The following is a 22,634-nucleotide window of genomic DNA, read 5'->3' on the forward strand; positions in this document are numbered from 1 at the left end:
TCGTCGAAGTGGGGGCGGTGCCGGCGTTGGGTCGTGTCGGTGATGGCCTGCCAGGCCAGCCGCCACCTTCGGCTCTCCGCAGGGGGGAGCCCGCAGGCGGCGGCGAACGCCTCGACGAGTTCGCGTTCCAGCCGCCCCCGGCCGTTCATCGCGGCATTGAGGGTGGCGTGGGGGAGGCGGCGGCGTTGGTCGGCGGCGCGTTGTTCGAGGGTTTGGTACGTCAGCCCGACCAGGTCTCGCAGGTCCTCCATTCGTTGCCGCAACTGCGGAAAGGTACGCGCCGTGGACGGATTCGGGAACGGTCCAAGTGGTGTGTGCTTGCGCCGCCACACCTGCCACTTGCGGGCGGCGGCGGCCTGTTCCCATTCGTGCCGCCACTCCGCCGGGTCGTGGCCGCAGGCGTCCAGGAAGACGCTGGTGACCTCTCAGGAGAGCAGTTCGGTGCCGCCGGTCAACTGCTTGATGGTCTGGGGCAGCAGCCCGGTTCGCTCGGCCAGTGTCTCGATGGTGATCTTCGGCTCCCGCGCACCGGCCAGTTTGCGCGGGAAGGACTCGGGGGCGCCCACGAGAGGTGGATCAACCGAAGATGGGACGCGCGCCGGAAAGGCCGCGCACGATCTGAACGGCCGCCAGGCCGGCGAGCAGCGCCCCCGCCGCCGCCATGGCGATGTCGTACCCCTGGACGATCAGATAGGAAACGAAGACGAGAATCACGATGAGAACGATGAGCGGACGCCGCCGGATTCGCGGCGGGGGCGCGGTACGATCGTTGTCGGAGCAGGTGTGCGCATCACGCCGGGAGTGGAAGTGCCGTGTCATGGAGACTTCCTCCTTCGCCTGACCCGGAAAAGGTCAGTGGGTTCGATTCGTGGCCCGGACACAACACATCGTTTCCTAGAAAATGCAAAATCACCACTGTGCCGGGAATCTTGGTTACTCCGGGCCTTGCCCGAGTCGGCCCGCCCTGGTAGCCGCCCCTCTTATCGGCTTGTCCCGGCCGATCTCTCTCACATCGTCCGCACCACATAACTCCGGACAGAAATGACCAGTCCGGCATATCCAAATATGCCCGGACCGCCCACTCACCCGCCCGGCCGATCCCGTCCCTGCGCATCCGGGATCGGACGATAAGCCGGAACAGCCGTCCAAGCGTGTCCGGGATATCGGCCCGCCAGCCGCTTGACCTGCATGGCCAAAGATCGGTTCGGTCACTGTTGGACGCTTCCCTCGCGGCGTCGCCGGATTTCAGGTGTACTTGTTACAACACGGAAGAGAACTATTGTCGTTAATGACATAGCTCCTCCCGTCTCTTCCCCTTTCGTGCGGGGAGTCGTTCGTTGGCCCGGACGCATGCTCGCTCACGGGGAAGGCCGGGGGGTTCTCCCCACCGGGGACGGCAGAACCCCCCGGCTCCACATCCAGCCCGAACAAGCCGAACCAAGCCGGGAAACCCCGGTCAGGCCGGGAAGCCCGGTTCGGGTGGGTCGCCGGCCGTGGTGGTGCGGTGCAGGATGCGCGGGACGCCCGGCCGCAGCCGTCCGGCCCGGTGGAGTACCCGGCAGTTGTCCCAGATCACGACGTCGTCGCGACGCCAGGTGTGCCGGTAGACGTACCGCTCGTCGGTCGCGAAGGCGTGCAGCTCGCCCAGCGACAGATCGCCCACCGGCGTCCCGTCCGCCGATTCGATCCTGTCCAGGCACAGCTCACTGAGATAGAACGCGACCGACCCGGTCTCCGGATGGACGCGGATCATCGGGTGCCGGACCGGCGGGAACCTGGTCGCGTAGTCCGGCTGGACGGGGGCCTGGTGGATCTCGGCGCGCAGGTGGGCCAGCCGGTCGTAGGAGTGTACGCCGTGCGCCTTGCGCAGCACCGCCCGCCACGGCGCGGGCGCCTCCCGGCAGGCCGCCACCATGTCGGCGAACAGCGTCTCGCTTCCCGACGGCGGGATCAGCCGGCCGTACAGGACGGTGTACCTGGTGGGCGCGGGCAGGAACGAGCGATCGGAGTGCCACCACTGGTTTCCGACGACGGGGGTGGAGCCGGAGTTGTCCACGACCATGACATCGGTACTGTCGGGGTGATGGTTGCGCAGGTCGGACGCCGGTTCCAGCGGCCCGAGGGAGCGGGTGAAGGCGGCCTGTTCCGGCGCGGACAGCGGCCGTCGGCGTATGACCACCACGGCGTACCGTAGCAGCGCCTCCCGGATGTCCGGGACCAGCCCGGTCAGCGGATCATCCGAGCCGATCTCGGCCACGAACCCGTCCCGGACAGTGGATATCCCTGCTGACATCGGCGTCTCCCCTCGCACTGCGCCCCCGCGGTCGCGGACCGTCCTGGACAGGCCCGGATGACCCGAGATGCCTCCGGGCCATGTCCCCGACGATGCGGCACCCGGCGGTCCGCCGAGAAGAGAAGGGAAGTCATCCGTACAAGCCCGTACAAGCCCCTATAGCCCCGAACGGCCGATCAGCACGGATGGCGGCACATCCTGACCACGGGCACACAACTAGACGACCGGTCTAATGGAGGGTAAGGTGTGGGGTATGCCAGCCGGACAGACGGACACCCGTCGGAGCATCCTTGAGGCCGCTCAGCGGATCATGGCCCACAAGGGCTTTGCCGCCGTCGGCATCAATGAGGTGCTCACCACGGCCGGCGTGCCCAAGGGGTCCTTCTACCACTACTTCAGCTCCAAGGACGCCTTCGGCGAGGCGATGATGAAGTCCTACTTCATCGACTACCTCGCCGACATGGACCGCATCTTCGCCGAGCCGGGCCTGACCTCGGCGCAGCGGCTGATGAACTACTGGCAGAGCTGGCGCGAGACACAGAGCGTCGACGACTGCCAGGGCAAATGCCTGGCCGTCAAGCTCGGGGCCGAGGTCGCCGACCTGTCGGAGACGATGCGGATCGCGTTCAAGGAGGGCACCACGGCGATCGTCGAGCGGCTCGCGCGGGTCATCGCCGCCGGCGTCGAAGACGGTTCGCTTTCCATTGAGGGCGATTTCGAGCAGGTGGCCCAGGTCCTGTACGAGATGTGGCTCGGGGCCAGCGTGCTGGCCAAGGTCCACCGCAGCCTCGCACCACTCGACGGCGTCACCGCCGTCACCCGCCGGCTCCTGCACCTCTGACAAAACGAGCAACGACCAACAAGCCATTCGTTTACCGCGTTATAGACGACCGGTCTACTAAAGAAAGAGTAAAAATCATGAAGGTTCTGATCGTCCTCACCTCACACGACCGGCTCGGCGACACCGGCAGGAAGACCGGCTTCTGGCTGGAGGAGCTGGCCGCGCCGTACTACCGCTTCAAGGACGCGGGCGCCGAGATCGTACTGGCCTCCCCGAAGGGCGGGCAGCCGCCGCTGGACCCGAAGAGCGCGGACCCCGCCTCCCAGACCGACGAGACCCGCCGGTTCGACAAGGACGAGGAGGCGAAGGCCGCCCTGGCCGGCACCGTGCGCCTGGACTCGGTCTCGGCCGACGACTTCGACACCGTCTTCTACCCCGGCGGCCACGGCCCCCTGTGGGACCTGGCCGAAGACGCGGACTCCACGCGCCTGATCGAGACCACCCTGCGCTCGGGCAAGCCGCTCGCGCTGGTGTGCCACGCGCCCGGCGTCCTGCGGCACGCCGTCAAGGCGGACGGCGCGCCGCTCGTGCAGGGCAGGAGGGTCACCGGGTTCACCAACTCGGAGGAGGCGGCGGTACAGCTCACCGACGTCGTCCCGTTCCTGGTGGAGGACGAGCTGGTCAGGCTCGGCGGTGACTTCTCCAAGGCGGGCGACTGGGAGCCGTACGTCCTCCAGGACGGCCTGCTGATCACGGGCCAGAACCCGGCCTCCTCCGGCCCGGCGGCCGACGCCCTGCTCAAGCTGGTGAACGAGGTCGCCCATGCGCGCAAGTAGGGTCGATGAAATAAGAGTCTTCATTGTGGGCATCGCGGGAGGCATCGGTTCTCGGCTCGCCCGCCGTCTCCACGCGGACGGCGACCAGGTGGACGGGCTCTACCGCCGCCCCGAGCAGGGCAAGGCGCTCGCGGCGGACGGCATCGAGGCCACCCACGGCGACCTGACCAGCCTCACCGCCACCGGCCTCGCCGATCTGATACGCGGTACCGACGTGCTCGTCTTCTCCGCCGGGGCCGGCGGAGAGGGCGGCGCCGAGGCCATCACCAAGATCGACGGGGACGGGCTCACCACCGCCGTCGCCGCCGCCCGCCTCGCGGGAGTACGCCGGTTCGTGCTGGTCTCGGTCTTCCCCGAGGCCGGGCGCGACGGGCATGTGTCGGACACCTTCGAGCACTACATCGACGTCAAGAAGCGGGCCGACGTCGAGCTGGCCGCCGCCGACCTCGACTGGGTGATCCTGCGCCCGGCCGCGTTGACCGACACGCCGGGCACGGGGCGGGTCAGCCTCGCGCCGGCGCTGATCCACACCGAGGTGACCCGCGACGACGTGGCCACCACCCTCGCCGAACTCGTCCACGCCCCCGAGGTACGGCGGACCATCCTGGAACTGACCGAAGGGCCGACGCCGATCGGCACCGCCGTCCAGCGGCTGGTGGGTTGACTCAAGGTCGGCCAGAAGTCCCGTCCGCCAGGAAGGACACGGGGGCCTTGGGGGTCGTGTCCACCAGGAGCCGGAAGACGTCCGGACGGGAGTGGTCGCCGACGACGTCGAGATCGTACCGCCGTGGGCGCGCAGTAGATCTCGATCCCCTGCTGGTACTTCGCCATGCGCGCGGCGGGCATCAGGTTCTTCCGGCACATCACGGTGCCGGCCCGCCCGGCGTCGGTCGCATGGACGTCCAGCGTTGACGGGTCGCCCCGCGCCGAACATCAGCCACTCGGCGCCCCCCCCCCCAGCGGTTTGCACCGCTTGCCGAGCAGGCCGCCGCCCGGGGCCGAAGGTGGATGCGGGCGGGCGGCGTTGTGGGGTACGCCGCCCGCCCGCAGGGCGCGGTACGGCCTGGGGAAGGTGTGGAACGGCCGCCGCGCGTCTCAGGTGGTGGCGCGGGCGGGGAGCCGGCCTTGTAGCCGCCCGCGCCGTACGGCACGGCGGCGCCCATCATCCGCACCACGCCGCCGTGCCCGCTCAAGAAAGGCCCTCCCACGCGTCCCCGGGCACCGTGACGGTCACGCCGTCCTTACGGTGCGCGGTCAGCCGGGTCGGCCCGTACACGTACCCGATCCCGACCCACGACAGCCGCGCGTACCGCACACGCCCCCGGCCCGACGGGCAGGCGTCCAGGACCCCGAACATGGCGTCCTCGGCGGCGGCCGGGCAATCGCACACCCCGCCCGCACCACGCCCTCCGGCCTGGACCTCCCATACCGCCAGCAGCGGGCGTACCGTGCAGCCGACCAGGAAGCCTTCAGGCCAGCGCGGCGTCATCGGGGTTCCTCGCCGATCGCAGGAGCGCGTGGTCAGCGGCCAGGGCCTCGGCCGCGCCGGCCACGGTGCAGCGGTGGACGTACAGCGGGATGCCGGGGTGCAGCATGCGCGGGCTGTGCCACCAGATCCCGTCGTCCTGTACGACCGCGACCAGGCCGGGGCTCAGTGACAACCGCACCCGCTTTTGATCATTGACCAGATCCGCGTGGATGCCGCGCAGGGCGAGCGCGTACTGCAATGCGCGTGCGGTCTCGGGCGGAGTGGTGGTCGCCGGAGAGACCGGGCGTATCTGCCAGAATGCGAGCATAAAGGAATTCATCCGCGATCACCGAATACGTTCCCCTCGTTAGCCGGCGACGCCGTACGATCGTGCATCGTGGTCGCACCTCCTGCGTGCGATCTAGGGGCCCGCCGAACTCTTGGCCGTTGTTCGGCGGGTTCCGCCGTTTCAGCGGCCCTCAGTCTCCTCGGTACGTGAGGCGTGGGTAATCCCAGATCGGCACGCGGATTCACCCTGCGTGAACGACGAACGGGGGATACATCAAGCATGCTTTAGGTCAGCGATGGTCATCCCGGAGGGCCTAGAAGATGGCGAAGCGGACGGCAGACCCGGACAAGCTGAACCACGCACTGCACAAGGCTCGCATACAGCAGGAATCGCCCACCTGGCGCGGGACCGAGCTTTCCCGTCAGGAGCTTGCAGAGCTGGTCAACCAGTGGATTCACCAGCACTCGGGGCAGGTCTCCGCGCTGGACGCCGGCTATATCGGCAAGCTGGAACGCGGCGAGATCCGGTGGCCCAGCGCCTCTTATCGATCCGGGTTGCGAGCGGTGCTAGAGGTGCAAACCGACGCAGAATTGGGCTTTTCTCCTCCTCGTAGGACTTTGCAGCCTATTGATACCGTAGACGACGTGGATCGCAAACAGTTTCTCTCAGCCGCCGCACTCGGCCTCGGAGCCACTTTCACCCCATCCGCACTTTCCGCACTCACCGAGCCCACCAAACCCACCCCGATCCCCGCAAAAATCGGAGCGACCGAAATCCAGGAGATACGGACGGTCGCCCAGGCGTTCAACCAATGGCACAACCAACACGGCGGGGGCCTCCTCCGCGAAGCCGTCGCCGCACAACTCCGGCATGCCGTCAACCTGTTGGACGCGCGCTATCCGGACAAACTGCACGATGAGCTGTATTCCGCAGTGGCGTTCCTGAGCACCACGGCCGGATTCATGGCATTCGACGTCTACGATCACGAAACGGCGGGCGGCCGGTACCGCCTGGCCCTGGCCTGCGCCGAAGAAGCCGGTGACTTCCAGCAGCGGGCGATCATCCTGGCCCAGATGGCCCGGCAGGCGTTCTGGCGCAACGACTTCGAGTCCACGCTGACCCGCATCGAGATGGCACAGGTCCGCTCGGACCGCTTCACCCCCGCCGCCCGCTCCATGCTCTCGGCGGTCCGCTCCCGCGCACTGGCCCGCCTCGGCCGGGACCAGGAGGCCAGGGCGGCGGTCGGGGTCGCCGACGAGATGTTCGGCCACATCACGGCGATCGACGCTTCCGGCCCGCTGTACTGGTACGACGCCGGGGAGCACGCCGGGGAGACCGGGCACACCCTGGCCGATCTCTCCCATACGCCCTCACAGCAGGAGGCGATCCGACGGCTCACCACCGCCGCCGACCTCCACGGCGAGTCCTTCGCCCGAGCCCGGGCGTTCAACATGATCCGGCTCGCCCGCTTGCACCTGGCGGGGTCCGAGCCCCACGAAGGCGCCATCATCGGTGCCGACATAGTGGACCGCGCCGCATCAGTGCACTCCCGCCGCATCCGCGACTACCTGATCGACCTCCGAAAGACCACCCGCACCCACCCGAAGATCGCCGAAGCCGCCGACCTCCGCGACCGCATCAACGTGGCCCTGACGTCAGCCTGACCGGCCCTCGCGAGCCACACCCAAGCTGGTCTCCAGATATCCCCACGGTCCATCCGGCCCGGTTCCGCACCCGATCGCCTCATCGGTTACGCTGAACGCAGTTCATGAACGGTGTTCATCGAGAGGAGCCACCTTGACTCACGCCGCCGACGAGCTCGCCCTGGAACGGCTCGAACAGCAACAAATCGACACCTGGGCCCACGACGGTGCCGCCTTCGCCGCGACCTTCACCGACGACGCCGACCTCATCGACGTCATGGGCGGGCACTTCCACGGACGGGCCGCCATCACCGAGACCATGCAAGAGGGGTTCGCGACCTTCATGGCGGGCACCCGGATGTCCCCACCAACCACACGCACCGTGAATTTCATCACCCCCGCCATGGCAGTGGTCATCACCAGCGGAAACTGCATCATCCGCCCCGGAGAGCAGGAATGCCGTCCCGAGGACCTGTCGATCCAGACCAAGGTCGCCGTCAAGCAGGACGGACAATGGCTGTTCCGGACCTTCCAGAACACGAGAATCAACGCCGAACCGTAAGGAACCGACATGCCGCGGCCCGCCGCCGTCATCCGGACCCCCGAAAGCCCGGGGCTGCGCGAGCACCTGATCAGCATTACCCGGCGTCTCATCACGGAACGGCAGACCGCCCAGTTGACGGTCCGCGCCATCGCCCGCGAGGCCGGGGTCGCCGACGGCGTTCTCTACAACTACTTCGCCGACAAGGAGGACCTACTCGCACACGCCCTGCTGGCCGACATCGAAGCGGCCGAGCAGAGCCTGCCGCCGCCGCCACGCCCCGGTGAGGGCACCGTCGAGGCCAACCTCGCAGGTCACCTCCGGCACATCCTCGACCTGCACGAACGCGTCATGCCGTCCTTCGCCGCGCTGCTCGGTCAGCCGAAGGCGCTCGCCCGCTTCCAGTCCCTGCCGCGATCGGTGAAGGGCGACAACCTCCGCCAGCACATGGCCGCCCACCTCACGGCCGAGCAGCGCCTCGGCCGCCTGGACCCGGACATGGACGCCGACGCGGCGGCCACCCTGCTCGTCGGCGCCTGCTATGACCGGGTGCTGCCCATGCTGTTCCGGCCCTGGTCGCAGGAACCGCTGGAGTCTCCCGAGCGGTTCGCCGACTCGCTCGTCCGGACCCTGCTGAACGGCGTCCGCGGCGACAATGCCTGAGCACGGGGGCGGGACGCCCATCGCACGGGCGAGGGGCCGGGGGAAGGCCACCCGCCGACCTTCGGCCCCTCGATCCACCGACCGCGCCATGCCGTGGGACGACCTACTCCACGGAGGATGATCACAGGCTGAGCATGGTGTGCGGCAGACGGACAGCGACGGAGTGTGAGACTGCTGTACCAGAACGGTAAGACGAGTCCAGCCACCAAGATCCCTGCCATGCTGATCACGTCCGGTTAGCGTTCGGGCATGACGTCACCGGCCTACGTGCCTCCCAAGCAGGGCCCCTCCAAGTTATGGGTCCAGACCGGCCCGCTCGACCTCGACCAGGCCCTCACCGCCACCTATACGCAGATCCACCCGGCGGGCCTGACGATCACGATCCCCTTCCCCGGCGTGTGGGAGATCTCCTACCAAGCGCGTTCGGTGATCAACGTGGGCGCCGCGAACTCCCACCAGTGGGCCAGCACGGTCCTTCACAAGGGGCAGAGCCCCATCGAGGGGAGTCAAGCGCTGGCCGGTGGCGGCGGCCTCGCGAATCTGGTGGGCCAGGCCACCGCCGGACAGACGATCTTTGCGGAACTCGACGTGAACGACGTCGTAAGCCTTTACGCGAAGTCCATCGGCACTGCGGGCAACAACGCCTCCATCCTCAGCAACGCCGACGGCCGCACGACGATCGCGGCCCGCTGGGTCAGCGCGGTTTGAGCCCGGCGGTGTGAGCTTCGGGACCTGTGCGCGGCGTGCTCGCGGTCGCGCCCTCCCGTGCAGGGCGCGGTACCGTGCCCTCCGGTGCGCAGTCAGCCGATACAGCCCGATCGGTTGGCGGGCGCGGGCCTGACGCCGTCACATGTCCGTGATCCCCGTTTCAGCCGGCGACCACGCTGAGCGGGCGGGCGCGGGTCTGTACCGCAGGGCGGTGCGGTGGCCGGTCAGGTGGTGTTCGTCCCACCACCAGGCGAACGTGGCGATGTCGGTGGGGCCGAGCGGCACCGGCGGTGGGGTGCGGGTGACGGTGTACGGGGGCAGGGAGTCCTCGCCGCCGCGGTAGCGGGCGGCGGAGCGGCCGAACTCCAGGTTGCCCGCGATCAGCTCCTCCACCGCCCTGGTGTAGTGCGTCAGGTCGGGCGAGCCGAGGGCGCGCAGCCGGGAACCGAGGCACACCACGCGGTCCATGGCCTGGTTGTGCAGGGTGATGACCCGCCGGAAGGCCGTGTCGAGCGCCCCGCCGTGCTCCCGGACGGCGGCGGCCAGGACATTGACGTCATCGGGTGCGTCGGCCTGCTCCTTGGCGTAGGAGAACAGGTCGTTGTAGAGCGAAATCACCAAGACCGCCGCCTCCGTATAGGCCCGGAAGACGCCCCGGCAGGCCACCTCGTCACTGATCCACAGATCATGGGTGATGGGCAGGAGGCCGATGATGCCGCCGCACCCGGCGGTGTAGAAGCGGCACGCGGCGGCCTCGCCCATGTCATCGCGCACGGCGTCGTCCTGCCCCGCGAACTCCCAGCCGAGACTGCTGATGAACCCCTTCACCGCCTCCGCGAAGCGGCGGTACTGGACGGGTGTGCCGATCGTGGCGGCGCGGCGCAGCACGTCGACCATCGGCGCGTTGATCGGGTGCCCGCAGGGCTCGGCGAAGCCGGGGTCGTCGAGCAGGCGCAGCCATCGACCGGCCCATGCCACCGCCTCGGCCGGGGTGGCCCGCGCGAACCTGCCCGAGTAGGCGTCGTCGAAGGGGAACAGCACGGTGATCAGATCGACGCCCAGCCGGTAGCGCTCGTAGTCGGCCGCGCCCGGATCGAACAGGCCCCACCAGTAGCCCGCGCGCTCGCTCTCGATCTGCGCCCACTGGCCGGGCGGCCATTCGATGTCGAACCCGCGCAGCCAGGCGATCGACTCGTCCGCCGCGCGCTCGGCCGCCGGGTGCCGGCGGTGGGCGAACGGCTGGAACAGGGTCGGGGGCCGCGCGGACACCTCGGTGAGGTCGGCCAGGACGCCGGACGACGCGGGCGCACCCGCGCCACAGGCGGGCGAGTGACCCGAGGCCGGGCCGCAGGCCGACGAGTGGGCCGCGGCCGTGCCGCAGGCGTACAGGTGGGCCCCGGCCGTGCCCAGGCCGGTCGGCCGACCGGTGAATCGCGTCATTGCGGGCCCTTTCGCAGCGGCCGAAGGAAGAACCCAGGGAGCGGGGTGTTTCGGTCCCCGTCATTCTTTCACAATCCGCATCCGATTATCTACTTAGGGTTACGAAGTGGCAGGAAGATCGCGATCAGGGCCGCCGCCGCCAGCGGTACGGCCGCGTTGGCCAGCAGGCCGGCGTGGATTCCGGGCAGTACGCCCGCCGCGGACGGGCCGGTCGCGGCGGCCACGAGGGCGCTGATCACCGGGATGCCCAGGGTCATCGCGACCTGCTGGGGTCATCGTGGCGATGCCGGTGGCCAGCCCCTGTTCGTGGTCGGGAATGCGAGAGGTCGCGGTGACCGTGAAGGCGACGACGGCGGCCATGTTGCCTGCGAAGCACGCCCCGACCACCACGACCACGAGCGTGATCGCGCCCCGGTCGGCGCCGGTGAGCAGGAGCGACGCGGTCGTGACCCCCTGTATGGCGAGCCCCGCGGACAGTACGGCGTGCGGGCCGTACCGGCCGATCATGGCCGGGGCCGCGACGGACCCGGCGAAGGCGGCGAGCCCGGGAATCCCGAGCGCCAGGCCGGTCACCGTGGCGGAGTACCCGAGCACGTCCTGAAGGTAGATCGTCATCAGGAACGTCGTCGCCGTGGCCATCCCCACGGTGGCCAGGCCGCCCAGATTGCCCCACTTCACGGTGGGCCGCCGGAGTATGGGCGGCCCGCGCGGGCTTACCCGGCCACCGGCTTTTCCTACCACCGGCAGGGTCAGGCTGACCGGCAGCGAATCGCCCATGCTGCTACATATGGAACTAAGCGCCGAGCTGGCGGCCTTCCTGCGTTCCCGGCGTGACGCGATACTGCCGCAGGAGGCGGGCGTCAGGCCGTACGGCGGGCGGTGCCGCGTCCCCGGCCTGCGCCGCGAGGAGCCGGCCCAGATCGCCGGGCTGAGCGTCGCCTACTACACGCGCCTGGAGCAGGGCCACGGCGGCAACGTCTCCGACGCCGTACTCGCCGCCATCGCCCGCGCGCTGCGCCTCAACGCCGACGAGCGGGCGCACCTGTTCCGCATCTCCCACCCGGTACGCCACGCGCTGCCGTCCGGCCCCGAGCACCTGCCGCCGGGCAAGCGCGCGCTGATCGACGCGATCGAGGCCGTCCCCGCCATGATCGTCGGCCGTCGCGCCGACGTACTCGCCTGGAACCGCCTGGCCCACGCCCTGCTCGCCTGGCACCTGGACTTCGATCGGCCGTACCGGGAGGACTGGCGGCCCAACCTGAGCCGGATGGTCTTCCTGGACCCCGCGCACCGCGCCCTGTACGCCGCCTGGCCCGCCAAGGCCCGCGACCACGCGGTTCCTGCGGGTCGTGGCCGGGCGCTATCCCGACGACCCCGACCTGACCCGCCTGATCGGCGAACTGACGATGAAGAGCGAGGAGTTCGCCGGGCTGTGGGCCGAGCACCCGGTACGCACCTGCGCCTCGGTGACGGTCCGGTTCGAGCATCCGCGCGCGGGCCGGATGACGCTCGCCGAGGAGGTGTTCGAGCTTCCCGAGGACCCGGGGCAGCGGCTGGTGATGTTCACCGCCGAGCCCGGCTCCCCCTCGGCCGCGGCCCTCCGCCGGCTGCTGCCATAAGCCGGCCGGAAAGCCCGTGATTCAAGGGGCCCCCGGCCCCTCGCAGCTTACTGCGTGAGTATCGTTGTTGCATACTATTCGCAACAAGGGGAGCCTACGTATGGGCCAGTACTCACTTCCGGACATGCCCTACGACTACGGGGCCCTGGAGCCGGCGATCACCGGGGAGATCCTGGAGCTGCACCACGCCAAGCACCACGCCGCGTACGTGAAGGGCGCGAACGACACGCTGGAAAAGCTCGCCGACGCCCGGGACAAGGGCGAGTTCGGGGGGCTCGTCGGCCTGGAGAAGACCTTCGCCTTCAACCTCTCCGGCCATGTGCTGCACACCATCTTCTGGGAGAACCTCTCCCCGGACGGCGGCGACCGTCCCGACGGGGGCCTCGGTGAGGCCATCACCGAGCACTTCGGCTCCTTCGACAACTTCAAGAAGCAGCTCACCACCGCGACCAGCACCGTCCAGGGCTCCGGCTGGGGCGTGCTCGCGTGGGAGCCGCTGGGTCGCCGCCTGGTGGTGGAGCAGGTCTACGACCACCACGGCAACGTGGGCATGAACACGACGCCGCTGCTGGTGTTCGACGCCTGGGAGCACGCGTACTACCTGCAGTACCGCAACGTCCGCCCGGACTATGTGGAAAAGCTGTGGGGTCTCATCAACTGGGACGACGTGATCCGCCGCTTCGAGGCCGCCAAGGGCGCCTGAGCGCCGCCGCGGGGTGTCCTGGCCGTTTCCGGCCAGGACACCCCTGTTGACAGACCGCCGCACCCCAGAGCTATCTTGCTCATATGAATAGGTCTTCAGACGTCAAGGGTCTGATCGACATCGACGGCTGTTCGGTGCGCGTCGTGGACGCGCCCCGGGTCGCCACGGTGCGCGAACGGATGCCCGCCACCCAAGACCTCGACGACACCGCCGACGTCTTCGGGCTGCTGTCCGACCCGGGGCGGCTACGCCTGCTGGTCTCGTTGCTGGACGGTGAGCTGTGCGTGTGCGACCTCGCGGCGGTGACCGGCCAGAGCGAGTCGGCGGTGTCGCATGCGCTGCGCCTGTTGCGGGCGCACCGCATCGTCGCCGTGCGCCGCTCCGGCCGGATGGCCTATTACCGCCTTGAGGACCCTCACGTGCGGATGCTGCTCGACCTGGCGCTCGCCCACACCGAGCACAGCGAACTCATCCACCCCGAGCGCGGCGAGCAGAGCTGATGGGCGCCGGACACGGACATGGGCACGGGCACGGGCACGGGCACGGCCATGTGAGCGGCCACGCGGGCGCCAAGCACCGCTGGCGGCTGGCGGTCTCCTTCGGCCTGATCGGCTCCTTCTTCGTGGTCGAGCTGGTGTACGGCCTGCTCTCCGGCTCACTGGCGCTGCTGTCGGACGCCGGTCACATGGCCGCCGACGTGGTCACCCTCGGCGCGGCCCTGGTCGCGACGCGGATCGCGACCCGCCCCGACACCACCGGACGCCGCAGCTACGGCTCCTACCGGGCCGAGGTGTTCGCCTCGCTGCTGGCCGTGGTGATGATGCTCGGCGTCGCGCTCTACGTGGTCATCGAGGCGATCAGCCGGATCGGCGGCCCTGCCGAGGTGTCCGCCGGGCCGATGCTCATCGTGGGTGCGATCGGCCTCGCGGTCAACGTCGCCGCCCTGCTGCTGCTCCGGTCGGGAGCCAGCGAGAGCCTCAACGTGAAGGGCGCTTACCTGGAGGTCATGGCCGACACGGCGGGCTCGATCGGGGTGATCGTGGCGGGCTGGCTGATCACCACGACCGGTCAGGCGTACTGGGACACCATCGTCGCCCTGGCCATCGGCGCGTTCGTCGCCTTCCGTGCGGTCTCGCTGGGCCGGCAGGTGTTCGCCGTACTCGGCCAGCACGTGCCCGAGGGCATGGACGCCACCGCGGTGGCCCGTGACCTGGCCGGCATCGATGGCGTGTGCGACGTCCATGACCTGCACCTGTGGACGCTGACCTCGGGCATGAACGTGGCGACCGTCCACCTGGTCACCGGCGAACCGGGCGACAGCCACGCCGTACTGGACCGGGCCCGGCACCTGCTGCGCGAGCACCATGGCGTGGCGCACGCCACCCTTCAGGTCGAGCCGCGCGACCACACCGGCTGCGACGAACTGGGCTGGTGACTCAGCTACCGGCGGGCGGGGTGGCGTCGCCGATCTCGTAGGCGTAGGGCTCGTCCTCGACCTGACAAGGCGCGATCGGGCCCTCCACCAGGCGGCCGGAGAACGACCAGGCGACGCCCGGCCGTTGGACGCTCACCTGCTCCGGGTTCTCCGCAGCCTCGATCAGCACCCGCTGGCCCGGCTTGATGTGCTTCGGGTAGATCGTGATACCGTCGCGCGGGCGGATGGCCTTGGCCGAAGGCGTGTTGTCCAGCAGATCATGGGCCTTCTTCTTGACGGCGGGGTCCTTGCTCCCCAACTGCTCTGGGGTGATCTTGACATCGTCGCCCGCGAGCGGCTTGGCCCGGCCCGAGGCGCAGCGCTTGCCCAGCGGCAGATAGGTGATGTCGGCGCTGATCCCGAAGCGGGCGAGGTCCTTCTCGACCTGGTCGGCGTCGCGCAGCTCGCGGATCTTGAGGTTGATCGAGCCGTCCGCGCCCTTGGTGAGCGCGTACGCGGGCGACTCCTGGCCGGTCACCAGGGGTACGGTCAGGGCCGCCGCCGCGGCCACCCCGACGACCCCGGCCCCCGCCAGGAATCGGCGGCCCGGACTCCAGCGCAGCACCGGGGACCGCCGCCGCGCCGCTCGTTCGGCGACCTCCGCCTTCAGCTCCATGAGCAACTTGTCCTTGAAGCCGCTGTTCATTTCGTTCCTCCGATCGCGGGCATGATGCCGGGAACCTGTTGAATCGAGCGTCTGGCCCGGTGCAGCCGTACTCGGGCCGTGCCCTGCCGGATGCCGAGCGCCTGCGCGGCCTCGGCGGTGCTGAGGCCGTCGATGGCCACCAGTTCGAGCAGGGCGCGCTCCTTGTCCGGCAGTTCGGCCATCCGGTCGATGGCCAGGCGGGCCGAAGCCTCGGCGTCGATGCGTTCTTCGAGACGGGCGATGTCGTCCCCGTCGAGCAGCCGGCGGCCCGCTATCTTGCGGTTGGCCCGCTGCTCCCTGACGGACCTGCGGCGTTCGGCGAGCAGGGTGTTGCGGGCCACGCCGTACAGCCAGGCGACCTCGCTGCCCCGGCCGGGCCGGTAGGTGTGCGCCGAGTCGAGCGCGGCGAGGAACACCTCCGCGGTGAGGTCCGCGACGGAATGCGGGTCGATCACCCGCCTGGCCAGGAACTTCGTCACGTCGTCGAAGTGGCGCTCGTAGAATGCCTCGAAGGCGGCGGGATCACAGGCGATGTCCGCCAACCCCGTCTGTCTCAACTTCACCAAAGCTCCTTTGCCGAGCGTCCCAACGCACCCCCTCCTTTGCCGATCGCGGACGGCCGTTACAAAGGAGGCGGGTGTGTGCCCGCGGGACGCTCGGGGACCTTAGACGAAGTCGGCGTAGGTGGGCGGGCAGAGTTCGGGCAGCGTACGGCCGGCCCAGTCGGCGCTCGGCCACTTGGCCCAGACCTTGGCCGCCGAGCGCTGGAGGCGGGCGGTGACCTCGGCCTCGTCGATGGCGGGCACCTGCCGGTCGCGCATCACCCAGGCCCCGTCGATCATGACGTCGGCCAGGTCCTCGGACTGCGAGGTGTAGACGATGTTGCGGATCGGGTCGCGCAGCGGGGTCATGAACAGCGAGTCGGTACGCCAGAACAGCAGGTCGGCCTTGGCACCGGAGCTGATCCGGCCGAGGTCGTCACGGCCGATGGCCGCTGCGGCGCGCAGCGTGGCGGAGTCGAAGACGTCCTTGGCGGTGGACTCCTCGGCGTTGCGCCCGAGTACCTTACCGAGCACCGCCGTCCAGCGCAGCGACTCGATCATGGACTGCGGCGCGGTGTCGGTGCCCAGGCAGACGTTCACGCCGCGCTTGAGATATTCGGGGTAGGTCTCCATGACCAGGCCGCGCCGCCCGAAACACCACGCGTTGTAGGCGACCGACGTGCCGGTGGCCGCCAGCAGGGCCAGGTCGTCACCGGGGTAGTTGGCGTAGCTGCTGCCCGCGACCACGATGGCGTGGCCCAGGATCGTACGCGGGCCGAGGAACCCGATGGAGTCCAGCCACTCGATCGGCGTCATGCCGTGCCTGCGGTTCATCTCGATGAACTCGACGATGCTCTGCGAGGCGTGCAGCGACACGGGCACGCCCAGCTCGTCGGATGCCTCCTTGGTGGTCCGCAGCAGGTCTTCGGTGCAGGTGTCCACCTGGGCGGGGGCCAGGAAGCCGCCGATGCGGCCGTTGGCGCGGCCGTCCAGCGCGCCGACCAGATCGACCGCGCGGGCCAGGCCCTGCCTGCCCTTCTCCTCGTCCCAGGTGTAGGAGACGCTGGTGCCGTCCGTGGTCTGCCAGGCCCCCGACCTGAACATGTCGGCGACGTACGCGCGCAGGCCCGCCTTCTCCGCCGCGTCGGCGACGTACTCCGACATCGCGCCCATCTGGAGCACGGTCGTGCAGCCGGTGCGGATCAGCTCCAGCATCGAGTAGTCGGCGCAGGCCCGTACGTCCTCCGGCTCCATGCAGGCCACGATGGTCGGCAGCACCTCGATCAGCCCGGTCTGCCAGAACACCCGGCGGGCGATGTCCTCCTGGAGCGACTTGTCGATCGGCGACTCGGTGATGTGCGCGTGCGTGCTGATCAGCCCCGGCGTCACCACCCGGTCGCCGGCCTCGATCACCTCGTCGGCGGGGCCGTCGTAGCTCCTGCCGACATGGACGACCTGGTCGTCGCGCACCACCAGGCAGCCGTCCCGCAGGATGCGATGCTCGCCGTCCTGGTAGGCGACGATGTAAGGGGCCTTGATCAGGGTCGTGGTCATGCCGTCCTCTCCGAAATGTCGGCGGGGGCCGCGGCCTTGGCGGCCACCGCCCTGATGAGCAGGGTCGCGCCCAGCAGGTTGATCAGCGCCAGGGCGATGAGCAGGCCGATCGCGGGCAACGGGCTGCCCGCGGCCATGGCGACCAGGCCCGCGCCGGCCACCGGTACCAGGCCGCCGAACAGCACCCCGGCGAGCTGGAAGCTGAGCGACATCGCGGTGTACCGCGTCTCGACCGGGAACGCCTCGCTGAGCAGGGCCGGGATGGTCACCCACGCACCCGCGCTGACGGTCTGGGTGACGATCAGCATCAGGGTGATCAGCACGGCGCTCTCGGTGTGCGCCATGTAGTAGTGCGGCGCGGCGATCACGATGGTTCCGATCAGGCCGCTGAACATCGCCAGCCGCTTGCCGTACCGGTCGGCCAGCGCGGCCAGCACCGGGAAGGAGACGATGCTGGAGGCGGCGGCGATGAGCTGGGCGCTCAGGATGGTCTGCTGGGCGATGCCCACCTGGTCCACCGCGTAGCTGAGGAACAGCGTGCCGGTCATGTAGAAGCCGCCGACGCCGACCGCGACCGTGCCGACGCCCATCAGGATCAGCTTCCACGAACCCTGCACGGTGACCTTGAGCGGGCTCTTGACCACGGTGTTGCGCTTCTGGGCGCGCTGGAACTCGGGCGACTCCTCCAGCTTCAGCCGGATCACCAGGCCGATGATCACCAGCACCGCCGAGAACAGGAACGGCACCCGCCAGGCCCATTCCAGCAGGTCGCCGCCGCCCAGCAGGGCGGCCAGAGAGAACGCGGCCGAGCTGAGCACGGTGCCGCCGGGGGAGCCGAGCTGGGCGAAGGAGCTGTAGAAGGTCTTGCGGGACGGCGGGGCGTGCTCGACCGCGATGAGCGCCGCGCCGCCCCACTCGCCGCCGACCGCGAAGCCCTGCGCGAGCCGGAGCAGCACCAGGCAGATGGGGGACAGGATGCCGGCGGTCTCGTACGTCGGCAGCAGGCCGATCAGGAACGTCGCCCCGCCCATCAGGACGAGCGTGGTGACCAGCGCGGTCTTGCGGCCGACCCGGTCGCCGTAGTGGCCGAAGACGATGCCGCCGATCGGGCGGACGAGGAAGCCGACGGCGAAGGTCGCGAAGGCGGCCATGGTGCCGATGAACGGGTTGCCGGTGTCGGGGAAGAAGAGCTTGCCGAAGACGAGGGCCGAGGCGGTGGCGTAGGCGTAGTAGTCGTAGTACTCGATGCTGGTGCCGACGAAGGCGGCGAGCGCGGCCTTGCGGGCCTTGGTGGGGGTCGCGGCATCGGAGGTGGCGTTGGGCTGGGCGTTGGACACGGGTTCGGCCATGGGGCAGGCCCTCCCCTAGATGCTGAGAAAAGTCGGTTATAGGAGATGAAAGTCCCTCAATGCTGAGGAACGTGCTACGGTCCTGTCAACCCCCGATCCGAGGAGGCACGCGATGACCGACCCCGGTGCCAAGCCGCTCGACGCGCTCCCCCGGGCCGACTTCGAGCTGCTGGCCATCCTGGGCTCGGCGCATCAGCCGCAGGGCGCGCGGGTCGTGGCGCGGGAGATGCGCGACCGCGGGTTCACCATCAGCGAGGCGACCGTCTCGCGGATGTTCAAGTCCCTTGACGAGCGCGGCTGGACCAGGTCGGCGGGCGCCAAGGGCCGGGTCCTCACCCAGGCGGGGCGCGAGGTCGTGGCCACCTGGGTGGAAGACCGCAGGCGCGGGCGCGACCTCGGGCAGGCGCTCAACGTCCGTAGCGTCGAACAGCTTCTTGACCTGCTGCGGGCCAGGCGCGGCGTGGAGTCGGAGGTCGCGCGGGCGGCGGCCACCGAGGCCGGCGACGCCGAGATCGCCCGGCTGCGCGACCTGGTCGAAGGCTACGATGCGGGGCTCGCCCGGGGGGAGAACCCGCTCAACCTGTCGCTGGAGTTCCACCGCGCGCTCGGCCGGTACTGCGGCAACGACCTGCTGTCCACGCTGTGCGACACGCTGCTCGGCGAACGGCTGGACTTCCTGGAGCTGGTGCTCGACGTCATCACCGTCGATCACGGCACCCACGACCAGACCTCCCCCGCGCACGCCAAGGTCCTCGACGCGGTGGCCCGGCGCGACCCCGAGGCGGCGGAGGCGGCCATGCGGGAGCACCTGAGCAGGCTCATCGTCGAGGTCGAGGCGTTCGCGGCGGGGGAGAGCTCGGCCACGATCTTCCCCCGCCTCCTCGACCTGGTCACCCGCACCGGCTGACCGCTGGTCAGCGGGGGAGGCGGAGCAGTCTGCGGAGCAGGGGCGCGTGTTCGTCGGGGAGGGCGGCGGCCCGCGCGACCAGCCCGTCTATCCGGTCCCGTACGGCGTCGGCCGCCGCCTCCGCGTCCCGCGCCCGTACCGCCCGCGCGATCTCCGCCTGACTCTCCCGCGCCCCGGTCAGCACCGCGAGCATGTGCTCGGCCCTGGCCAGCGGCTCGGTGTGCAGCGGGGCGGCCAGCGCGAGCAGCAGCGGACTGCCCGCGAGCGACAACAGCTCGGCCTGGAACCGCACCGCCACCACCACCGGATCACGTTCGATGGCCAGGGCCTGGCCGCGCTCGGCGGCGACCGCCGCACCGCGTTCAGCCGGGACGGCCGGATCGCCTTCGGCGGCGAGGGCCGGGCCGCGGGCGGTGGCGGTGGCCAGGGCAGCGTCGTGTTCGGCGGCGAGGGTGGTGAGGCGGGCCAGGCCGGCGGCGTCGGCGCGGGTGGCCGCCGCCATGGCGGCCTCGGTCTCGATGGCCCGGCGGGCGCGCAGCCAGTGGACGAGCTGGCCCGCCGTACGGATGTCCAGGGCGGCGGCGAGCCGGCGGCCCGCGGTGGTGGCGGCGGCGCGTTCCCGGCCGCGCCGGGTGAGCACCCGGCCCTTGCGGCCGACCGGCCGGGTGAGGCCGCGGGCGTCCAGCTCGGCGAGGGCGCGGGAGGCGCCCGCCTCGCTCACCGGCACGCCCTCGGCCGCGAGCAGCCGCGCCGCGTGCCGCGCGCCCACCGGGTCCTGGGCCGCTCGCAGTACGGCCAGCAGCCGCTCCACCCGGGGCGACAGGACCTCGCCGTCCTCGCTCATGACGCATGCCCCCACACGCCGGACACTCTATGCCAGAAATGAGGATCATCCATCAAATATGATGGACATAGCCATGTCCGCGCTCGTATACGAAAGCTATACAGCGACAGGATTCACTCTTTTCTGGGGCAACCGCTCGCGAGAGCGCCCGCTACGGTCACGGCCTCCCGTCCCCGTGGCCGTAGCGTCATCCAAGATGATGCCCCCGGCCGTTCTGGCCGCAGCGGGAGGGGATGGGGGCGGCAACGGGGGCGCGCCCCCATCCGGGAACATGCCCGGTACGCGTGATCACTTCATCACCTGGGCGGCCTCGGCGCGACACCCCTCCGCCGCATCGAGGTCGCCCACGGCGGCGTACGCGTCGGCCAGCACGAGCAGCGTCCGCCCCAGGAACGAACTCCACCCCCTGGCCCGCCACAGCCTGACGGACTCCTCCAGCCGGCGCACCGCCGACGCCGCCCGCCCTTCGGCCAGGTCCAGCCCGCCCAGCACGGCGAGGGAGTCGGCCAGGTGATGCGACAGGTTGTACTGCCTGCTCATCGACTCGGCGGTCTCGGCGGTCCGGCGCGCCCGCTCGTCTCCGGTGCGCGCGTACAGACCGGCCAGTACGACGAGGGTCAGCGTCTCCGACGACGGGTCCGGGGAGGCGTTGCAGATCTCCAGCGAACCCATCAGGCACTCGTGCGCCTCCTCGAACTCCCCCGCCACGGTGTGCGAGATGCCGAGGAACTGCAACGCGGTCGCCTCGAAGCGGCGGTTGCCGATCTCCTTGGCCAGCGCGAGCGCGTGCCGCAGGTGCGGGGTGGCCTGCTCGGTACGCGTCTCGCCGTGCGCCACGGCCATCGCCAGGTGCGCCCGCGCCTCGCCGCCGGTGTGCCCGGTCTCCGCGGCCAGGCGCAGCGCCTCGCGGCCGTGCTCCAGGGCGCGCTCGCTCTCCCCTGCCGCGGCCAGGCCCCACGCGCGCATCGCGTACGCGTCGGAGAGCCCGCGGCGCTCGCCGATGTCGCGGAACATCTCCACGAGCAGCGCCGCGTTGCGGTCGAGGGCGGCCATCGCCTCACCGTCGTAGCCGGTGCCGATCCAGGTCGTGACGTCCAGCAGGCCGCGCAGCATCACCGCCTCGCCAAGCCGGTTGCCGGTCTTGCGGCACAGCTCCAGCGCGGGTTCGTTGACCCGGCGGCAGTCCTCGAAGTAGCCCCTGACGTCGAAGTAGCGTTCCATCGAGGCGGCGAGGTCCCAGGCGAGGTCGTCCAGGGAGCGGGCGCACGCCTGGCGTACCGCGGCGATCAGCGCCCGGCGTTCGTCGGCGAACCACGCCATCGGGTCGGCCAGGTACTCGCGCACGACGGCGGCCGGCGGCTCCCACCGGGGGGCCGGGCCGTGGATGATCGCGTAGCAGGCCCCCGGCACATGGACCATCGCCCGCTCGGCCAGCGCGAGCCAACCGCCGAGGGCGCGGGCGACGGCGTCGTCGTCCTCGGGGGAGGTGTGCTCCCTGGCGTAAAGGCGGACCAGATCATGAAACCGGTAACGCAGATTGCCCGAACTGTCGGTGCCGAACGCGGTCAGCAGTTGCGCGTCGACCAACTCGTCCACCAGCGCCTCGCCCTCGTGGATCGAGCAGTCCAGCAGCGCGGCGGCCACCCAGGCGGCGAAGTCGGGGCAGTCGAGCATACCGAGCAGCCGGAAGGCGCGCCGCGCCGGTTCGGTCAGCCCGAGGTAACTCAGCGCCAGGCTCGCGCGCACCGCCTGGTCGCCCGCCACGAGCTGGTCCAGCCGGCTGTGCTCGTCGCTCAGCCGCCGGGCCAGCCAGGCCACGGTACGTCGGGGCCGCGCCACCAGCCTGGCCCCCGCGATGCGGACCGCCAGCGGCATCTGCCCGCACAGATCGACGATCTCCCTCACCGCGGCGGGCTCGGCCGCCACCCGCTCCTCCCCGACCACCCGGGCGAACAGCTCGACCGCCTTGACCCTGGGCAGCACGTCGAGGTCCACCAGGTGGGCGCCCGCGAGGCCGGACAGCCGGGTCCGGCTCGTGGCCAGCATCGCGCACGTCGGGCTGCCCGGCAGCAGCCAGCGGACCTGCTGCTCGGTGCTGACGTTGTCCAGCAGGATCAGCGCCCTGCGCCGGGCCAGGTGGCTGCGGAACAGCGCCGCCCTGGCCTGGACGTCCTCCGGCACGCTCAGCCCGGAGATCCCGAGCGCCCCCAGGAAGGCGCTCAGCACGGACGCGGGGTCGATGTTGCCCAGGTTGGCGTAGAGCTGGCCGTCCGGGAAGCAGTCGATCATCTGGTGCGCGACGTGTACGGCCAGGGCGGACTTGCCCACCCCGCC

26 protein-coding genes and 1 pseudogene are annotated in these 22,634 nt (G+C 70.2%); 13 read left to right on the plus strand and 14 right to left on the minus strand.

Annotated elements, in window-relative coordinates:
• From C1I98_RS12880 to C1I98_RS12890, 4 genes are all read right to left on the minus strand, one after another.
• Window positions 1-263 (minus strand): hypothetical protein (locus C1I98_RS12880; RefSeq protein ID WP_199536906.1); only part of this gene is annotated, 263 nt, incomplete at its 3' end.
• Window positions 264-425: 162 nt separating this feature from the next.
• On the minus strand, window positions 426-566 hold the full coding sequence (locus C1I98_RS41345; RefSeq protein WP_158558009.1) for a hypothetical protein: 141 nt from the start codon (window positions 564-566) through the stop codon (window positions 426-428).
• A gap of 10 nt (window positions 567-576) precedes the next feature.
• Window positions 577-819: a hypothetical protein gene (locus tag C1I98_RS12885; protein ID WP_111167399.1), complete on the minus strand. Its 243-nt coding sequence runs from the start codon at window positions 817-819 to the stop codon at window positions 577-579.
• Between the two features lie 637 nt (window positions 820-1,456).
• Window positions 1,457-2,293: a TauD/TfdA dioxygenase family protein gene (locus C1I98_RS12890; RefSeq protein WP_111167400.1), complete on the minus strand. Its 837-nt coding sequence runs from the start codon at window positions 2,291-2,293 to the stop codon at window positions 1,457-1,459.
• A 253-nt stretch (window positions 2,294-2,546) separates the two neighbouring features.
• On the opposite strand from C1I98_RS12890, the gene C1I98_RS12895 reads away from it, so the two are divergent.
• From C1I98_RS12895 to C1I98_RS12905, 3 genes are all read left to right on the plus strand, one after another.
• Entirely contained in the window at window positions 2,547-3,134 is a 588-nt protein-coding gene (locus C1I98_RS12895; protein WP_111167401.1) for a TetR/AcrR family transcriptional regulator, read from the plus strand.
• Between the two features lie 77 nt (window positions 3,135-3,211).
• Window positions 3,212-3,910: a type 1 glutamine amidotransferase domain-containing protein gene (locus C1I98_RS12900; RefSeq protein WP_111167402.1), complete on the plus strand. Its 699-nt coding sequence runs from the start codon at window positions 3,212-3,214 to the stop codon at window positions 3,908-3,910.
• 25 nt (window positions 3,911-3,935) lie between these two features.
• Entirely contained in the window at window positions 3,936-4,574 is a 639-nt protein-coding gene (locus C1I98_RS12905; RefSeq protein WP_233507836.1) for an NAD(P)H-binding protein, read from the plus strand.
• A 525-nt stretch (window positions 4,575-5,099) separates the two neighbouring features.
• Here the strand turns inward: C1I98_RS12905 and C1I98_RS12910 are convergent.
• Entirely contained in the window at window positions 5,100-5,399 is a 300-nt protein-coding gene (locus C1I98_RS12910; protein ID WP_111167403.1) for a hypothetical protein, read from the minus strand.
• Entirely contained in the window at window positions 5,380-5,706 is a 327-nt protein-coding gene (locus C1I98_RS12915) for a hypothetical protein (protein ID WP_111167404.1), read from the minus strand. The genes C1I98_RS12910 and C1I98_RS12915 overlap by 20 nt, the downstream gene beginning before the upstream one ends.
• A 281-nt stretch (window positions 5,707-5,987) precedes the next feature.
• Between C1I98_RS12915 and C1I98_RS40445 the strand changes: the two genes are divergently transcribed.
• From C1I98_RS40445 to C1I98_RS12935, 4 genes are all read left to right on the plus strand, one after another.
• Entirely contained in the window at window positions 5,988-7,331 is a 1,344-nt protein-coding gene (locus C1I98_RS40445) for an NsdA family TPR-like regulatory protein (RefSeq protein ID WP_146607403.1), read from the plus strand.
• A 133-nt stretch (window positions 7,332-7,464) separates the two neighbouring features.
• Window positions 7,465-7,872, plus strand: a complete 408-nt coding sequence (locus C1I98_RS12925) for an SgcJ/EcaC family oxidoreductase (protein ID WP_111167406.1) — start codon at window positions 7,465-7,467, stop codon at window positions 7,870-7,872.
• A 9-nt stretch (window positions 7,873-7,881) separates the two neighbouring features.
• A complete protein-coding gene (locus tag C1I98_RS12930; protein ID WP_111167407.1) occupies window positions 7,882-8,514 on the plus strand; it encodes a TetR/AcrR family transcriptional regulator in 633 nt (210 codons plus the stop codon).
• A 249-nt stretch (window positions 8,515-8,763) separates the two neighbouring features.
• Window positions 8,764-9,222 (plus strand): hypothetical protein, encoded by a 459-nt coding sequence (locus tag C1I98_RS12935; RefSeq protein ID WP_111167408.1) that lies wholly within the window; start codon window positions 8,764-8,766, stop codon window positions 9,220-9,222.
• A gap of 138 nt (window positions 9,223-9,360) precedes the next feature.
• On the opposite strand, the gene C1I98_RS12940 is transcribed toward C1I98_RS12935, so the two are convergent.
• On the minus strand, window positions 9,361-10,662 hold the full coding sequence (locus tag C1I98_RS12940) for a terpene synthase family protein (protein ID WP_111167409.1): 1,302 nt from the start codon (window positions 10,660-10,662) through the stop codon (window positions 9,361-9,363).
• A gap of 99 nt (window positions 10,663-10,761) precedes the next feature.
• Window positions 10,762-11,439 carry an MFS transporter gene (locus C1I98_RS12945; protein WP_111167410.1) on the minus strand — a complete coding sequence of 226 codons (678 nt, stop codon included), beginning with the start codon at window positions 11,437-11,439 and terminating at the stop codon, window positions 10,762-10,764.
• Between the two features lie 10 nt (window positions 11,440-11,449).
• Between C1I98_RS12945 and C1I98_RS45610 the strand changes: the two are divergent.
• The 5 genes and pseudogenes from C1I98_RS45610 to C1I98_RS12965 form a co-directional block, all read left to right on the plus strand.
• Window positions 11,450-11,932 (plus strand): annotated as a pseudogene (locus tag C1I98_RS45610) (helix-turn-helix domain-containing protein); the annotation flags it as partial.
• A 79-nt stretch (window positions 11,933-12,011) separates the two neighbouring features.
• Window positions 12,012-12,281 (plus strand): MmyB family transcriptional regulator, encoded by a 270-nt coding sequence (locus C1I98_RS45615; protein WP_368773526.1) that lies wholly within the window; start codon window positions 12,012-12,014, stop codon window positions 12,279-12,281.
• A 100-nt stretch (window positions 12,282-12,381) separates the two neighbouring features.
• A complete protein-coding gene (locus C1I98_RS12955) occupies window positions 12,382-12,984 on the plus strand; it encodes a superoxide dismutase (protein WP_111167411.1) in 603 nt (200 codons plus the stop codon).
• 83 nt (window positions 12,985-13,067) lie between these two features.
• The gene (locus C1I98_RS12960) at window positions 13,068-13,484 is read left to right on the plus strand and encodes an ArsR/SmtB family transcription factor (protein WP_111167412.1); all 417 of its coding nucleotides are present in this window, start codon (window positions 13,068-13,070) and stop codon (window positions 13,482-13,484) included.
• The gene (locus tag C1I98_RS12965; protein WP_111167413.1) at window positions 13,484-14,419 is read left to right on the plus strand and encodes a cation diffusion facilitator family transporter; all 936 of its coding nucleotides are present in this window, start codon (window positions 13,484-13,486) and stop codon (window positions 14,417-14,419) included. The genes C1I98_RS12960 and C1I98_RS12965 overlap by 1 nt, the downstream gene beginning before the upstream one ends.
• 1 nt (window position 14,420) lies before the next feature.
• Here the strand turns inward: C1I98_RS12965 and C1I98_RS12970 are convergent, their stop codons facing one another.
• From C1I98_RS12970 to C1I98_RS12985, 4 genes are all read right to left on the minus strand, one after another.
• A complete protein-coding gene (locus tag C1I98_RS12970) occupies window positions 14,421-15,104 on the minus strand; it encodes a hypothetical protein (RefSeq protein ID WP_111167414.1) in 684 nt (227 codons plus the stop codon).
• Window positions 15,101-15,667, minus strand: coding sequence for an RNA polymerase sigma factor (locus C1I98_RS12975; RefSeq protein WP_233507837.1), 567 nt, complete (start codon window positions 15,665-15,667; stop codon window positions 15,101-15,103). Before C1I98_RS12975 ends, C1I98_RS12970 begins: the two co-directional genes overlap by 4 nt.
• Before the next feature lie 102 nt (window positions 15,668-15,769).
• Entirely contained in the window at window positions 15,770-17,200 is a 1,431-nt protein-coding gene (locus C1I98_RS12980; protein WP_111167416.1) for a chlorohydrolase family protein, read from the minus strand.
• On the minus strand, window positions 17,197-18,549 hold the full coding sequence (locus tag C1I98_RS12985) for an MFS transporter (protein WP_111167417.1): 1,353 nt from the start codon (window positions 18,547-18,549) through the stop codon (window positions 17,197-17,199). Before C1I98_RS12985 ends, C1I98_RS12980 begins: the two co-directional genes overlap by 4 nt.
• Before the next feature lie 112 nt (window positions 18,550-18,661).
• On the opposite strand from C1I98_RS12985, the gene C1I98_RS12990 reads away from it, so the two are divergent.
• The gene (locus C1I98_RS12990) at window positions 18,662-19,456 is read left to right on the plus strand and encodes an FCD domain-containing protein (protein WP_111167418.1); all 795 of its coding nucleotides are present in this window, start codon (window positions 18,662-18,664) and stop codon (window positions 19,454-19,456) included.
• Window positions 19,457-19,463: 7 nt separating this feature from the next.
• Here the strand turns inward: C1I98_RS12990 and C1I98_RS12995 are convergent, their stop codons facing one another.
• Both C1I98_RS12995 and C1I98_RS13000 read right to left on the minus strand, forming a co-directional pair.
• Complete coding sequence (locus C1I98_RS12995; RefSeq protein WP_146607404.1) at window positions 19,464-20,300, minus strand: winged-helix domain-containing protein; 837 nt, start codon at window positions 20,298-20,300, stop codon at window positions 19,464-19,466.
• Between the two features lie 288 nt (window positions 20,301-20,588).
• Window positions 20,589-22,634, minus strand: a 2,046-nt coding sequence (locus C1I98_RS13000; protein ID WP_146607405.1) for an ATP-binding protein, incomplete at its 5' end; no start/stop codon positions are given.

The organism is Spongiactinospora gelatinilytica (genome assembly GCF_003236385.1).
Classification (GTDB): domain Bacteria; phylum Actinomycetota; class Actinomycetes; order Streptosporangiales; family Streptosporangiaceae; genus Spongiactinospora; species Spongiactinospora gelatinilytica.